9 protein-coding genes are annotated in these 14,556 nt (G+C 69.4%); 3 read left to right on the top strand and 6 right to left on the bottom strand.

The genetic code is table 11. The features are described from left to right. Positions 1 to 115 precede the first annotated feature (115 nt). Positions 116 to 1,132, top strand: coding sequence for a LacI family DNA-binding transcriptional regulator (locus tag SK224_RS12730; protein WP_137419276.1), 1,017 nt, complete (start codon positions 116 to 118; stop codon positions 1,130 to 1,132). A gap of 441 nt (positions 1,133 to 1,573) precedes the next feature. Here the strand turns inward: SK224_RS12730 and galE are convergent, their stop codons facing one another. The 6 genes from galE to SK224_RS12760 all read right to left on the bottom strand — a co-directional run bounded on the left by galE (position 1,574) and on the right by SK224_RS12760 (position 9,167). Next, complete coding sequence (gene galE / locus SK224_RS12735; protein ID WP_413816790.1) at positions 1,574 to 2,551, bottom strand: UDP-glucose 4-epimerase GalE; 978 nt, start codon at positions 2,549 to 2,551, stop codon at positions 1,574 to 1,576. Positions 2,552 to 2,578: 27 nt separating this feature from the next. Beyond that, positions 2,579 to 4,324: a beta-galactosidase family protein gene (locus tag SK224_RS12740; RefSeq protein WP_320435043.1), complete on the bottom strand. Its 1,746-nt coding sequence runs from the start codon at positions 4,322 to 4,324 to the stop codon at positions 2,579 to 2,581. Between the two features lie 17 nt (positions 4,325 to 4,341). Then, entirely contained in the window at positions 4,342 to 5,859 is a 1,518-nt protein-coding gene (locus tag SK224_RS12745; RefSeq protein WP_320435044.1) for an alpha-N-arabinofuranosidase, read from the bottom strand. 75 nt (positions 5,860 to 5,934) lie between these two features. Beyond that, positions 5,935 to 7,284 (bottom strand): sugar ABC transporter substrate-binding protein, encoded by a 1,350-nt coding sequence (locus tag SK224_RS12750; protein WP_320435045.1) that lies wholly within the window; start codon positions 7,282 to 7,284, stop codon positions 5,935 to 5,937. Positions 7,285 to 7,371: 87 nt separating this feature from the next. Continuing rightward, on the bottom strand, positions 7,372 to 8,250 hold the full coding sequence (locus SK224_RS12755; RefSeq protein ID WP_192900654.1) for a carbohydrate ABC transporter permease: 879 nt from the start codon (positions 8,248 to 8,250) through the stop codon (positions 7,372 to 7,374). Next, the gene (locus SK224_RS12760; protein WP_320435046.1) at positions 8,247 to 9,167 is read right to left on the bottom strand and encodes a sugar ABC transporter permease; all 921 of its coding nucleotides are present in this window, start codon (positions 9,165 to 9,167) and stop codon (positions 8,247 to 8,249) included. Before SK224_RS12760 ends, SK224_RS12755 begins: the two co-directional genes overlap by 4 nt. A gap of 120 nt (positions 9,168 to 9,287) precedes the next feature. Between SK224_RS12760 and SK224_RS12765 the strand changes: the two genes are divergently transcribed. Together SK224_RS12765 and SK224_RS12770 are read left to right on the top strand one after the other, a co-directional pair. Then, positions 9,288 to 10,331 carry a LacI family DNA-binding transcriptional regulator gene (locus SK224_RS12765; RefSeq protein ID WP_320435047.1) on the top strand — a complete coding sequence of 348 codons (1,044 nt, stop codon included), beginning with the start codon at positions 9,288 to 9,290 and terminating at the stop codon, positions 10,329 to 10,331. A 147-nt stretch (positions 10,332 to 10,478) separates the two neighbouring features. Further along, positions 10,479 to 14,537, top strand: coding sequence for a glycoside hydrolase (locus tag SK224_RS12770; protein WP_320435048.1), 4,059 nt, complete (start codon positions 10,479 to 10,481; stop codon positions 14,535 to 14,537). The last annotated feature ends 19 nt before the right edge of the window (positions 14,538 to 14,556 follow it).

The raw sequence follows: 14,556 nt of genomic DNA on the forward strand, positions 1-14,556 counted from the left end.
GTGAACGTGCACACATTCGCGTGCGAAGAATCTCGGACGAGAATCTGTGAACGTGCACAGATTGCCACGGTTCACCGCATCCGTCAAGCGGAGCGACGCCGATAGGCTGGCGCCCATGGCCGCATCCCCATCCGGACCCCGCCGCTCCACGGTGCACGACGTGGCGCGCGCCGCAGGGGTGTCGCGGGGCACGGTCAGCCGCGTGCTCAACGGCGGGTACGTGTCGGAGCAGGCGCGCGAGGCGATCCACCGCGCCATCAGCGAGGTCGGCTACGTGCCCAACACCGCGGCGCGCAACCTCGTGCGCCAGCGCACGCAGGCGGTCGGGTTCATCGTGCACGAGCCGCACTCGCTGTTCCTCGAAGACCCCAACATCGGCGGCATCATGCTCGGTGCCAACACGACGCTGTCGCAGGCGGACTATCAGATGGTGTGCGTCGTCGTGGACACCGCGCGCGACACCGACCGGGTCGCCCGGTACCTCTCGGGCGGTTTCGTCGACGGCGCCGTCATCGTCTCCGCCCGACATCAGGACCCCATCTCCGACGTGGTCGAGCGGCTACGGCTCCCCGTCGCCTTCGTCGGCCACCCGCCCGGCATCAGCGGCGCCTGGGTCGGCATCGACAACCGCGGCGCGGCCGAGGCCGTCGTCACGCGACTTCGCGAGACGGGCCGCCGCCGGATCGGCATGATCGCCGCCGCCCTCGATCGCGACTCCGGCAGCGACCGTCTCGCCGGGTTCCGTGCGGCGTTGGGCGACGCCTTCGACCCCGCACTGGTGGAACCCGTCGACCTGTACGCCTTCGCCGATGGTGCCGCCGGCATGACGCGGCTGCTCGAGCGCGCCCCCGACCTCGACGGCGTGTTCGCCGCATCCGACGCCGTCGCGGCCGGCGCCATGCAGGCCTTGCGCGCGGCGGGGCGGAGAGTGCCCGAGGATGTCGGGGTCGTCGGCTTCGACGACAGCGCCTGGGCGACCCGCACCTCGCCGCAACTGTCCACCGTGCACCAGCCTGCCGAGGGGCTGGGGGCCGCGGCCGCGGCAGCCGTGCTCGCGCAGCTCGACGGCGATCAGAGCGTGCGCACCGGCATCCTCCTCGACGCCCCCGTCGTCTGGCGCGACTCCGCCTGACGCGCGGGGCGCCGCACGGTGCGCGTGCCCGAACTCCTGCAGAATCGTCCGGCGGGGCCGGATGAGGGGGCTGTCCGCCGGTTGTGCAGGAGTTTGGGTCCACAGTTCAGCCGGAACCGGCCTGCCGGGACAGCACAGCCCCGGCAGGCGGGTCTGGCTGAGTTGTGCCGGCTGGCGCGGCGAGTCGGCTGCCTGGCCGAGACGCCGGGGTGGTCGCCGCCATTGCCGTGCCCGAACTCCTGCAGAATCGTCCGTCGGGACAGGATGCGGGGGCTGTCCGCCGGTTGTGCAGGAGTTTCGGCGCGCAGCTCCGTCAGCACCTGCTGGCACCAGGCCAACGCGCACCGAAGCGGCACCCACACCGAACCGGAACCGAAAGCGGGCGCCCGCGGCCGCGATCGGGAGGGATGCGGCGGCGAACGCCCGCTCGACGTGCAGTGATCAGGCCCGGCGGCGGGCCTCCCAGCCCGAACGCACCATCTCGTCGACCGAGTACCGGTTCGCCCACTCGAGGTCGCGCGCGGCGAGCTCGCCCGTGGCGACGATGCGGTCGGGGTCGCCTGCGCGGCGCGGGCCGACGACGGGCGTGAAGTCGATGCCGGTCACGCGTGCCATCGCGTCCATGATCTGGCGCACCGACAGGCCGTTCTGCGACCCGAGGTTGTACGCGGCCTCGAGCGGCTCGCCCGCGGCGAGGCGGCGGGCCGCGACGGCGTGAGCGGCGGCGATGTCGGCGACGTGCACGTAGTCGCGCACGTTGGTGCCGTCCTCCGTGTCGTAGTCGTCGCCGTTGATCTGCGGGGTCTCGCCCGCGATCAGCTTCTCGAACACGATCGGGAAGAGGTTGTGCGGGCTGGTGTCGTAGACCTCGGGGTCGCCCGAGCCGACGACGTTGAAGTACCGCAGCGAGGTGTGTCGCAGCGGCGCATCCTCGTTTGCCGTCGCGACGGCCTGGTCGCGGATGAGCCACTCGCCGATCAGCTTCGACTCGCCGTACGGCGACGCCGGGCGCTTCGGCAGATCCTCCACGACCAGCGGCACGTCGGGAGTGCCGTACACGGCGGCGCTCGAGGAGAACACGAGCTTGTCGACGCCTGCCGCCGCCATCGCGGCGAGCACGACGCGCGTGCCCTCGACGTTCTGCTCGTACGTGTGCAGCGGACGCTTCACCGAGACACCGGCGTACTTGTACCCGGCGACGTGGATGACACCGGCCACCTGGTACTGGCGCAAGGTCTGCTCCACGAGGTCGCGCTGAAGGATCGAGCCCCGGACGAACGGGACACCCTCGGGCACGAACGCGGCGTGCCCGCTGGAGAGGTCGTCGAGCACGACGGGGGTCAAGCCCGCCGCGGTGAGCGCGCGCACCACGTGCGCGCCGATGTATCCGGCGCCGCCGGTCACAAGCCAGGTCGTCATGTCATCCATCCTGCCGGAGTCGGGCACTCACTCTTCACGGTGGCCGAGATCGGGTTCGGCCACGAACGCCGCCACAGCCTTGGCCACCTGCTCGAGCTCGAGCACCACGATCTCGTTCTCGCCCGCGCGGGTCGCCGGAGCCGGCACGTAGAGCGTGCGCTGCGGGCCGTTGACCCAGTAGCGACCGAGGAAGAAGCCGTTCACGAAAGCGAAGCCCTTGCCCCAGGATGCCGTGTCCAGATACAGGTCGGCGGGAGCCTCGAGAGTGAACGCGCCGCGCAGCGCCGTGCGCCCGGCGATGGATCCGGATGCGGCGGCGCCGATCCCCGCGGCGATGCTCTCCACGTCGACGAGCGTTCCGGTCCACCCGGTCAGCGCGCTGCCGCCGAGGGTCACCGGCCCGATGAGTCCCTTGGTCTCGCCGAGGCGGTGGTCGTAGTTGACGCGGCCCTGGTCTTCCACGAGGACGGTGAGGTGCGCACCGCGGGGGATCGTCAGAGTGCGCTCGTGCAGCGCCCGCGAGAGCCGCCCGACGGCGACGCCGTCGACCGAGACCCAGGCGAGGTCGCGCACCTCGGCGAACGCGAGCACAGCCGCATCGTCGTCTCCGAAGGCCGCCGCGGGAAGCTCGACGTCGTAGCGGACCAGCGGTCCGAGCTGGCCGAGGTCCTCGAACGTGCAGGGCTCGGCGCTGGTGGGACCGGCGGATGCGGGGAGCCAGTCCCCGGCTGCCGTGAGCGCGACGCACAGCTCGGGAGCGGCCGGACGCGAGGGCACCGTCTCGGTCGGGACGTCGGTGTACTTGGCGAGCACCTCGCGGAACGCGTGGAACTTCTCGGTCGCGTAGCCGGACTCGTCCAGCGGGGCGTCGTAGTCGTACGAGGTGACGATCGGCGCGTAGCGGCCCTTGTCGTTGGCGCCGTTCGTGGTGCCGAAGTTGGTGCCGCCGTGCAGCATGTAGATGTTCACGGAGGCGCCCGCGGCCAGCAGCGCATCGAGTTCGGCGGCGGATGCGGCGGCGCTGGTGGTGTGGTGCACTCCGCCCCACCAGTCGAACCAGCCGTCCCAGAACTCGGAGCACATGAGCGGGCCCGTCGCCTGGTGCTCGCGCAGGGTCGCCAGGCGCTCCGTGGCGCGCGAGCCGAACGAGCCGGTGAGGTGCAGCTCCGGGAGGCTGCCGTTGGTCAGCATCCACGGCTCGGGCTGGTCGACGGTGGTCAGCGGCACCGTGACGCCTGCATCGCGCGTGAGATCGGTGAGGATGCGCAGGTATTCCTTGTCAGAGCCGTACGCGCCGTACTCGTTCTCGATCTGCACGAGCACGACGTTGCCGCCGCGGTCGATCTGACGCGGCACGACGATCTCGTACACGCGCCGCAGGTACTCGCTGACGGCCTCGATGTACTGCGGCTCTGAGCGCCGCAGACCGATGCCCGGCGTCCGGGTGAGCCAGACGGGCAGTCCGCCGTTGTGCCACTCGGCGCAGATGTACGGGCCCGGACGCACGATCGCGTGCATGCCCTCGGCGGCGACGAGGTCGAGGAAGCGTCCGAGGTCGTTCCAGCCCGTCGCATCCCATTGCCCGCGCACAGGCTCGTGGGCGTTCCACGCGACGTACGTCTCGATCGTGTTCAGGCCCATCAGACGCGCCTTGCGGATGCGGTCGGCCCAGTGGTCGGGGTGGATGCGGAAGTAGTGGAGCGCGCCGGAGAGGATGCGGTGCGGCTCGCCGTCCAGGAGGAAGTCGGTCTCGCCGACGGTGAAGGTGCTCACGGTCTCTTTCGTTTCGTTCAGCGGGCCGCGCGCAGCGTGATGCGCGCCCAGGACAGCGGGGGAAGGGTGAGGCGCACGCGCGCGCCGTCGACGACCGCCGCGAGGGATGCAGGTGCCACGGGCTGCGCCGCGGCGGAGTTGACCGTGTGGCGGTCGCCGCCTTCGGGCACGGTGACCACCAGTGCGTCGGCTGCGGCGATCTCGCGGTCCAGATCGATCACGACCTCCGTGGCCTCGTCCAGGTCGCGGTGCGCGGCGAAGACGACGATCTCGTCGCCGTTCACGGTGGCCACCGCATCCACGGCCGCGACGGCGCCGTGCTTGGCGGTCTCGATCGACGCGCTCTCGACGGTCGGGACGATCACGGTGCCGTGCGCCGCGGTCGCCGTCAGCTGGAACGGGAAGAAGGTCGTCTGCCGCCAAGCCGGGCCGCCGGGCTCGGTGCGGATGGGGGCGATGACGTTCACGAGCTGGGCGAGGTTGGCCATCGAGACCCGGTCCGCGTGGCGCAGCAGGGTGATGAGCAGAGAACCCACGACGACCGCATCCGTGACGGTGTAGTCGTCCTCGATGAGGCGGGGGGCGATGGGCCAGTCGCCGGTGAAGACGCGGGGCTTGTCGACCTCGTTCCAGCGGGTCTGGTTCCAGACGTTCCATTCGTCGACACTGATGCCGATCTCGCGGGTCGAGCCGGTCTCGGCGCGCACCTCGTCGATGATGGCCGCGATGTCGTCGAGGTAGCGGCTGAGGGCGGCGCCCGAGGCGAGGAAGCTGGCCGGGTCGCCCGGCGTCTCCTCGTAGTAGGCGTGCACGGAGATGTGGTCGATGAGATCCGCGGTGTGGCGCAGCACGGTGCGCTCCCACTCGCCGAACGTCGGCATCTCGTGGTTGGAGCTGCCGGCGGCGACCAGTTCGATGTCGGGGTCGATGAAGCGCATGAGGCGCGCGCTCTCGGCGGCGAGGCGGCCGTATTCTTCGGCCGTCTTGTGGCCGATCTGCCACGGACCGTCCATCTCGTTGCCGAGGCACCACAGGCGGATGTCGAAGGGCTCGTCGCGGCCGTTGGCGCGGCGCCGCTCGCTGAGAGCGGTGCCGCCGGGGTGGTTGGTGTACTCGAGCAGGTCGGCGGCCTCGGCGACGCCGCGGGTGCCGAGGTTCACCGCCTCCATGAGTTCGAGGCCCGCGGACTCGGCCCAGTCGGCGAACTCGTGCAGGCCGACCTGGTTGGTCTCGGTGGAGTGCCAGGCCGCATCCAGGCGCACGGGACGCTCCTCGCGGGGCCCGACGCCGTCCTCCCAGCGGTAGCCCGACACGAAGTTGCCGCCCGGGTAGCGCACGACGGTCGCACCGAGTTCGCGCACGAGCTCGAGCACGTCGGCGCGGAAGCCGTTCGCATCGGCGGTGGGGTGTGCACTCTCGTGGATGCCGTCGTACACGCAGCGGCCCATGTGCTCGACGAAGGTGCCGAAGACGCGGCGGGGGACGGCAGGGCCGTCGGCGTTCGTCGCGACGGCGATGCGGGTGGCGGAGGTCATGATCGCTTTCCGGTCGGGGATGCGGCAAGGGGTGGGTCGGATCGGCAAGCGATGCGACCCACCCCTCGTCGGTGATTACTTGTTGACGCTGAAGCCCTGCTCGTTGCCGTAGCTGACGAGCTGGTCCTGCCAGGTCATGAGGCCCTCGTTGAGGTCGCTCTTGTTGGCGTAGGACTGGCCGACGGTGTCGCTGAAGATGCTGTTCGCGTAGACCTGGAAGGGCAGGTACTGCCATCCCTTACGCACGTCGGATGCGGCCTGCACGAGCACCTGGTTGATCTGCTGTCCGCCGAAGTAGTCGCTCTTGGCGTTCAGGAAGGCGTCCGACTGCAGGTCGGCCGTGGTGGAGGGGAAGCCGCCCGACTTCGCGAAGATGTCGATGCTCTCCTGGTCGTTGTTCAGCCACTTGAGGAAGGCCGCGGCCAGCGCCGGGTTCTTGCTCTGCTTGGTGACCGCCTGGCCGCCGCCGCCGTTCTCGGCCGACACGGGGGTGCCGTCGTAGGTCGGCATGGGCGCGACGCGCCAGTTGCCGGCGGCGCTGGGCACCGAGGACTCGAGGTTGCCGGGCATCCACGCGCCGATGATGAGCGTCGCGATCGAGCCGTCACCGAGGCCCTTGAACCACTCGTCGCTCCAGCTGGAGGCGTCCGAGAGCAGGTTCTGGTCGACGAGCTGGTTCCAGGTGTCGGCCCACAGCTTCGAGCCCTTGTCGGAGAGGTCGATCTTGACGTCGGTGCCGTCGACCTTGAACGGCTGACCGCCGGCCTGCCAGATCATCGAGGTCGCGAAGCCGGCGTCGCCGGTGTCGTTCGTGATCTTCTTGGTCGGGTCGGCGGCGGTGAGCTTCTTCGCGGTCTCGATGTACTCGTCCCAGGTGGTGGGAACGGTCAGGCCGTACTGGTCGAAGACGGCCTTGTTGTAGAACATGGCCATGGGGCCGGAGTCCTGCGGCAGACCGTAGATCTTGCCGTCGAAGTCGACCGAGCCCCACGTCGAGGCGGTGTAGTCGTTCTCGAGGTCGCCGAAGCCGTACGACGAGAGGTCGAGCAGGCCGTCGGTGAGGGCGAACTGCGGCATGGCGTAGTACTCGATCTGCACGACGTCGGGGGCGCCGGAGCCGGCCTTGATCGCGTTCTGCAGCTTGGTGTACTCGTCCTTGTTGGTGCCCGCGTTGACGACGTTCACCTTGACGTTCGGGTACTTCTTCATGAACGCGGCCGCCTGGTCCTCGGCGGAGGGCGTCCACGACCAGTACGTGATCTCGCCGCCGGCCTCGAGGGCCTTGTCGAGGTCGGCGGCGCTTCCGCCGCCGGAGGCTGCACCGCCGCCGCCGGCGCAGGCAGCCAGCGCGATGCCCGCGATGGTGGTCATGGCCACGACGGATGCGGCGCGACGCAGCACCGAACCCTTGCGCATGTGTGACATGGGACTTTCCTTCACTTCGTTGTTGTGGATGCCGGAGCAGGACGCGCCGGTGGTGAGGGGGAATCGGGTGTCAGACAGTGCCCCTCGTCACTGCTTGACGCTTCCGGCGCTCAGCCCCGACTGCCAGAACCGCTGCAGCATGAGGAAGGCGACGACGATGGGGATGATCGACAGGAGCGAGCCCGTGATCACCAGGTTGTAGATCGGCTCGGCGGCGGCGCCCGTCGCCTGTGCGTTCCACTGGTTGAGACCGACCGTGAGCGGGTACCAGGCGGGGTCGCTCAGCATGATCAGGGGCAGGAAGTAGTTGTTCCAGGTGGCGACGACCGTGAAGAGCACGACCGTGACGATGCCGGGGGTGAGCAGCTTCACCGAGATCGTGAAGAAGGTGCGGAACTCGCCCGCGCCGTCCATGCGGGCCGCCTCCAACAGCTCGGTGGGCACCGCGTCGCTGGCGAAGACCCACATGAGGTAGAGGCCGAACGGGCTGATGAGCGAGGGGATGATGATCGACCATGGGGTGTTGGTGAGCCCCATCTGGCTGAACATGAGGAACGTGGGGACGGCGAGGGCGGTGCCGGGCACGGCGACCGCGCCGATGACGACCGCGAACACCGCCTTGCGACCGCGGAAGTTGTACTTCGCCAGGCCGTATCCGGCGAGGGTCGCGAGCAGCGTCGCGCCGCCGGCGCCGACCACGACGTAGAGCAGGGTGTTGCCCAGCCACCGCAGGAAGATCCCGTCACGGTAGGTGAAGGTCTCCACGATGTTGTCCCACAGGTGGAATCCATTGCCGAACCACAGACCGAAGGTCGTGAACAGGTCGCCCTGCTCTTTCGTGGCGTTGATCAGCAGCCAGAACAGCGGCAGCAACGTGTAGAGGATGAACAGGCTCATCACGATGGTGAGGATGAGCGACTTCCGCCGCATGAACGGCGAGGTACGGGCGAAGGCGGGGGCGGTCATCGCATCTCCTGACGGGATCCGCGCAGCTGCACGACGTAGGCGACGATCGCGGTGATGAGGCCCATGATGATCGCGACGGTGGCGGCGTAGTTGTACTGCTGGCCGGCGAACGACAGGTTGTACGCGTACATGTTGGGCGTGTAGAACGTCGTGATCGTGTTGGGGGCCAGCGGCTTGAGGATGTTCGGCTCGTTGAAGAGCTGGAAGCTGCCGATGATCGAGAAGATCGTGGCGATGACGATCGAGCCGCGCAGCGCCGGCAGCTTGATCGAGAAGATCGTGCGCCAGGTTCCGGCGCCGTCGAGGGATGCGGCCTCGTACAGCTCGCCCGGGATGGTCTTGAGTGACGAGTAGAAGATCAGCATGTTGTACCCGACGAACTGCCAGGTCACGATGTTGCCGATCGAGACCATCATCCATTCGGGCACGAAGGGCGTGATCACCTGGGCGCCGAACAGGTCGTTGATGTTGCCCGCGAGACCGAACTGGTCGCCGTAGATGTAGCCCCACATGAGGACCGCGACGACGGCAGGCACCGCGTAGGGCAGGAAGATCACGATCCGGTAGAGGCCGGAGGCGTGCAGTCGGGCGCTGTCGATCGCCAGGGCCGCGGCGAGTGCCAGCACGAGCATGATCGGCACCTGGATGATCAGGAACAGCAGGACGCGCAGGAAGCCGTCCCACAGCTTGGTGTCGGTGAACGCGGTGAAGTAGTTGTCGAGTCCGACGAACGCGTTGCCGCCCACGATCTGCTCGCGGAAGAAGCTGAGGTACAGCGAGTAGGCGAGCGGCGCCAGGAACACGAGTGCGAACACGATCGCGAAGGGGGCGACGAACAACCAGCCCTTCTGGTCGACCGCGAAGCGCCGCCGCTTGGGGGTGCGGAGCGCGGGTGGGGGAGCCGCTGTGGTCGTCATCGTCCGATGCCTCTTCTGTGAACGCAATGCTCCGCAGAATTCGGGTTCCGCGGTATGTTGACGTAAACATAACTCCGCTCTCGCTAACATGTCAACGTCAACATCGAGGAGGATCCGGGCATGAGCCACGTCACGGCAGCAACACCGGGCGAACCTCGTGCGCGCCGACGCGAAACCTCGATGGCGGACGTGGCGGCTCTCGCCGGTGTCTCCGGCCAGACCGTGTCACGTGTCGCGAACGGGCGAGCCAACGTCGATCCCGACACCCGGGCCCGCGTCCTGGCCGCCATGGACGAGCTGGGCTACCGGCCCAACAGCGCCGCGCGCGCTCTGCGCTCGGGCAAGTTCCGCTCCATTGGCGTGATCATGTTCTCGCTCTCCAGCTACGGCAACACCCGGACCCTGGATGCGGTCGCTTCCGTCGCGGCATCCGCCGGGTACTCGCTGACGCTCATCACGGTCGAGACGGCGTCGCAGTCCGACGTCTCCGGCGCCTTCGTGCGGCTGCGCGAGCACGCGGTCGACGGCGTCATCATCCTGATCGAGTCGCACCGTCTCGACGAGTCGGAGATCGCACTGCCCACGGGACTGCCGGTCGTGGTCCTCGACTCGCACGCGGCCTACGCCTACCCGGTCGTCGACAACGATCAGGCGCAGGGCGCCCGCCTGGCCACGGAGCACCTGCTGGATCTCGGGCACGAGACCGTGTGGCACGTGTCGGGTCCGCTCGAGTCGTATGCGGCCGAGCGTCGGCGTGACGCCTGGCGCGAGACCCTCGAGCGTCGGGGCGCATCCGTGCCCGCGGTGGAGGTCGGCGACTGGACGGCCGATTCGGGGTACGAGATCGGCACGCGGCTCGCGCAGGACGCGTCGGTCACCGCGGTGTTCGTCTCCAACGACCAGATGGCACTCGGGCTCGTGCGCGCCCTGCACGAGGCCGGTCGTGCCGTTCCCGGAGACGTCAGCGTCGTGGGTTTCGACGACATGCCCGACTCCGCCAACTACTGGCCCCCGCTCACGACGGTGCGGCAGCACTTCGATCGCCTCGGCTCCGGCGCGATCCGAGCGCTGCTCGCCGAGATCGAGGGTGAGAGCGTCGACGACCGCACGCTCGTGCCGACCGAACTCGTCGTGCGCCAGAGCTCCGGTCCCCGCATCCGCTGACCCGCCGGCCTCCTCGGCCCGACCCGCGCCGGCGGCGTTGTGCGGGCGACTGGGAATCCGCTATGTTTCGTGTTGACGTCAACATGTTTACGTCAACACGAAACACCATCCCCCAGGGCTGCGAGGACGCGGCCGGAAGGATCGACGATGAAGTCCCTCAGATTCCTGTCGCTGTTGTGCGTCGGAACCCTCAGCGCCGGTGCGCTCGTCGCGGGAGCCGCGGTCTCACCACCGCAGGCCCAGGCCGCGAGCAGCGTGCGCATCACGCCGAATCCCGCGATCGCATCGGACCCGTTCGAAGGATGGGGCACGAGCCTCGTCTGGTTCGCCAACGCGACCGGCGGCTACCCCACGGAGGTGCGGCAGAAGCTGTTCGACGCCGTCTTCGGCGAGGACGGCCTGAACCTCAACATCGCGCGCTACAACATCGGCGGCGGCAACGCGACGGATGTTCCGTCGTACCTGCGTCCCGGCGGCGCGGTGCCCGGATGGTGGAATCCCGAGCTCGGCGAGAGCGACGACGACGGCGAGATCACCTCCACCTATGCCGACCGTGACCGCTACGCGGCCGCATGGGACGGCGAGAACCCCGACCACTACAACTGGGATGCGGACCAGGGACAGCGCTGGTGGCTCGACGCGCTGAAGGACAAGATCACCCACTGGGAGGCCTTCAGCAACTCCCCGCCGTACTTCCTCACGCAGAGCGGCTACGTCTCGGGCGGCATCAACAACGCCACGAGCGAGCAGCTCGCCCCCGAGGACATGGCGGCGTTCTCGAGCTATCTCGTGAACGTGGTCGAAGAGCTCGAGAAGGCCCACGGCATCACCTTCGACACCCTCGACCCGTTCAACGAGCCCAACACGGACTACTGGCAGACCCGCATCCCGAACGGCGCCACGTGGCCCACGAGCGCCAGCCGTCAGGAGGGCGCCCACATCGGTCCGACGCGGCAGGACCAGATGATCAAGGCGCTCGCCGCCCGTCTGGCCGAGCCCGGCACGACCACCGACGTGAGCATCTCGGCGATGGACGAGACGAACCCGTCGAAGTTCGTGCAGAACTGGAACGGGTGGAGCGCCGAGTCCAAGGGGCTCGTCGACCAGCTCAACGTGCACACCTACGGCACCGGCGACCGGCTCATCGTGCGCGACATCGCCAAGGCCTCCGACAAACCGCTGTGGATGAGCGAGGTCGAGGGTGACTGGAACGGCGGCAGCGGCTTCAACCAGACCAACATCGAGAACGGCATCGGCATGGCGACGCGCATCGTCGACGACCTGCGCGAGCTCGAGCCGACCGCCTGGGTGTTCTGGCAGCCCGTCGAGGACCTCTACAACATGGAGAAAGTCGAGAAGCTGAACTGGGGCAGCGTCTTCATCGACTTCGACTGCAACGCCGACGGCAACTCGGAGCGACGCATCGCCGACGGCGACGCGGACCCGTCCTGCCAGGTGCTGACGAACTCGAAGTTCAACACGGTGCGCAACTTCACGCACTACATCGAGCCGGGCGACCGACTCATCCCCACCGACGACACGCAGACCACCGCGGCCCTGACGGCCGAGGGCGACGGCGTGACCCTCGTGCACATCAACTCCGAGGCGTCCGAGCGCACGGTGCAGGTCGACCTGTCCCGCTTCGCGACCATCGCGCCCGGTGCCTCGGTGACCCCCATCGTGACGACCGAGTCGTCTGCCGGCGATGTCACCGACCACGCGCTCGTGACGGGCACGGCCGTCCCCGTCGACGCGGCATCCAAGTCGGCGACGGTGACGCTGCCGGCGAAGTCGGTGACCACGCTCGTCGTCTCGGGTGTCTCGGGCGTCGCGGCGGATGCGGCTGTCTTCGAAGACGGCGAGACGTACCAGCTCTTCGGAGTCCAGAGCGGCAAGGCCCTTGCGGCCGACCCGAACGGCCTCGCGATCCGCACCGGTGCGACGACCGCCGATGCGGCCCCCGCTCAGGCGTGGACCGTGCACTCGATCTCGGGCGAGGGAACGAACCGCCACCGCATCGCGCTCGAGGCGGGTGACGGGCGCTTCCTCGCGGTGAACGGTACGAGCACGACGCTCGTGTCGACGGATGCGGCCGCCGCCGCATCCGATCCGGCGCTGCAGTGGATCCCCTCCACCACCGACGGACGCACCTATTCGCTGCTGAGCGCGTCTGCCGAGCGCGTGCTGGATGTGAACGGGCAGGGCACGGCCGACGGTACGACGGTGGGAACCTGGACCTCGAACAACGGCGGCAACCAGCGCTGGACGATCGCGTCCACGCGGGTGACGAGCGTCGCCCCCGTCACCGCGGCGACGGCCGTCGGCGAGACGCCCGAGCTGCCCGCGACTGTCACCCTGAACTACCGCGGTGGCGTGCAGCGCACGGCCCCCGTCGCGTGGGACCCGACCGGGGTGGACTTCTCGGTCGCCGGTACCGTGCAGGTGCCGGGCTCCGGGACGGACGTCTTCGGCGCGGGCTTCGAGGTCGCGGCCACGGTTGAGATCGGTGCGTACACCGCGACGCGTCCCGTCTCGATCACGACGTACGCCGGTGCGACGCTCGAGCGCGTCGCGGCGGCCGCGCCCGCGACGGTGCCCGCCGAGGTGCGCCTGGGAGGGACGGCCTACGACGCTGCGGTGAGCTGGGACTTCAGCGGCGTCGGCGACGCCGACTTCGCGCAGCCTGGCACCGTCACGGTTCCGGGCGCGATCACCGTGCCGGGCGGCGCCACGATCGAGGCGCGCCTGAGCGTCATCGTGACGACGCCGGGCACGCGGAACGTCGCCGGCGACAGCAAGGCGTCGGCGACCTTCACCGAGAGCCCGAGCTACAGCGTCGACCGCACGAAGAACGGCATCACGACGGACAAAGGGTGGTCCAACTGGCGCTCCGGCACCAAGAACACGCAGGACACCCTGACGTACGTGCTCAGCTCGCGCCAGCAGGTGTCCAACGTGAAGGTGTACTTCTATCGCGACGGCACGGCCAGCTGGGCCCAGTCCCTCCGCGTGGAGCACCGCACCGCGGGCGGCGGCTGGATCGCCGGCGAGGACATCGCGGTTCCGGTTCCCGAGTCCGGCGCGCCGACCGTCGAGGTCCCGCTGGGCGGCGTCGTCGCCGACGAGGTACGCGTGGTGATGCAGGCCCGTGAGAACATGCACATGATCGTGTCCGAGGTCGAGATCAACGCGCTCGCGGCATCCCCGTCGAACGTGACGGACCTCGCGCGCGTCACGGTCGGCGATGCGCTGCTCGACGGATTCGATCCGGCTCGCGACGCGTACACGATCGACACGAACGGGGCGGCCTGGCCGAGGATCGGGGCCGTGGCGGTCGACGACGAGGCTGCGGTGGAGATCGTTCAGCCCGCGGATGCGGGTGGCGCGGGATCCATCACGGTCACGGCCGTCGACGGCACCTCGCGCACCGTGACGATCGCGGTGACGCGTCACGTCGTCGTCGGTGCCGTGTCGCTCGCGGGCGCTGCCGAGGTGGGTGCGACCCTGACCGCCCAGGTCGAGGACAGCGACCCCGCCGGTGCCGCCCTCGCCTACGCGTGGACGCGTGACGGTCAGCCGATCGAGTCCGCGAACGCGGCCGCATACACGGCGACCGAGGCCGACCTCGGCCACGAGCTGCGCGCGGTCGTCACCGCATCCGCCGACGGCTTCGCCGCGGGCACGGCCACGTCGGCCGCTGTCGTGGTCGTCGCGGCTCCCAGCAACCCCGGAAACCCCGGGGGTCCGGGAGAGCCCGGCAACCCCGGCGAGCCGGGCGCCGGTGGTACGCAGGCGCCCGCGGAGTCGGCCCTGACCGATGCGACGCGCGGCGGCATCACGGCTCCGAGCGTGGTGACGGCCGGATCGTCGATCACGATCGGCGTCGGCGCCACGCGCGCCGGTTCGTCGGTCGACGCGTGGCTGTTCTCGACGCCCGTCCACCTCGGAACGAAGGTCGTGTCGGCCGCGGGGGAGATCGCGGTCTCGATCCCGGCGGATGCACCCACGGGCCAGCACCGGTTGGTCGTGACGGATGCGTCCGGCGCCGTCATCGGCTGGGCGCCGCTGGAGGTGCGCGCCGCATCCGGTCCGCTGGCCGTGACGGGGCTCGACCTCGGCCCGACCCTGCCGTTCGCCCTCGGGGCGCTGCTGCTGGGCTCGCTGCTGGTCGGCATCACCACGCGTCGACGCTCCGCCGCGGAGTAAGCGCGGAAGAAGGGGGCGG

It is taken from the genome of Microbacterium sp. BG28 (assembly GCF_034044005.1).
Lineage (GTDB): Bacteria > Actinomycetota > Actinomycetes > Actinomycetales > Microbacteriaceae > Microbacterium.

Bases quoted from the DNA above. Each gene is read 5' to 3' on its own strand.
- SK224_RS12730 (WP_137419276.1), top strand. From the start codon at position 116: ATGGCCGCATCCCCATCCGGACCCCGCCGCTCCACGGTGCACGACGTG.
- galE (WP_413816790.1), bottom strand. From the start codon at position 2,551: ATGACGACCTGGCTTGTGACCGGCGGCGCCGGATACATCGGCGCGCAC.
- SK224_RS12745 (WP_320435044.1), bottom strand. From the start codon at position 5,859: ATGACCTCCGCCACCCGCATCGCCGTCGCGACGAACGCCGACGGCCCT.
- SK224_RS12750 (WP_320435045.1), bottom strand. From the start codon at position 7,284: ATGTCACACATGCGCAAGGGTTCGGTGCTGCGTCGCGCCGCATCCGTC.
- SK224_RS12755 (WP_192900654.1), bottom strand. From the start codon at position 8,250: ATGACCGCCCCCGCCTTCGCCCGTACCTCGCCGTTCATGCGGCGGAAG.
- SK224_RS12760 (WP_320435046.1), bottom strand. From the start codon at position 9,167: ATGACGACCACAGCGGCTCCCCCACCCGCGCTCCGCACCCCCAAGCGG.
- SK224_RS12765 (WP_320435047.1), top strand. From the start codon at position 9,288: ATGAGCCACGTCACGGCAGCAACACCGGGCGAACCTCGTGCGCGCCGA.
- SK224_RS12770 (WP_320435048.1), top strand. From the start codon at position 10,479: ATGAAGTCCCTCAGATTCCTGTCGCTGTTGTGCGTCGGAACCCTCAGC.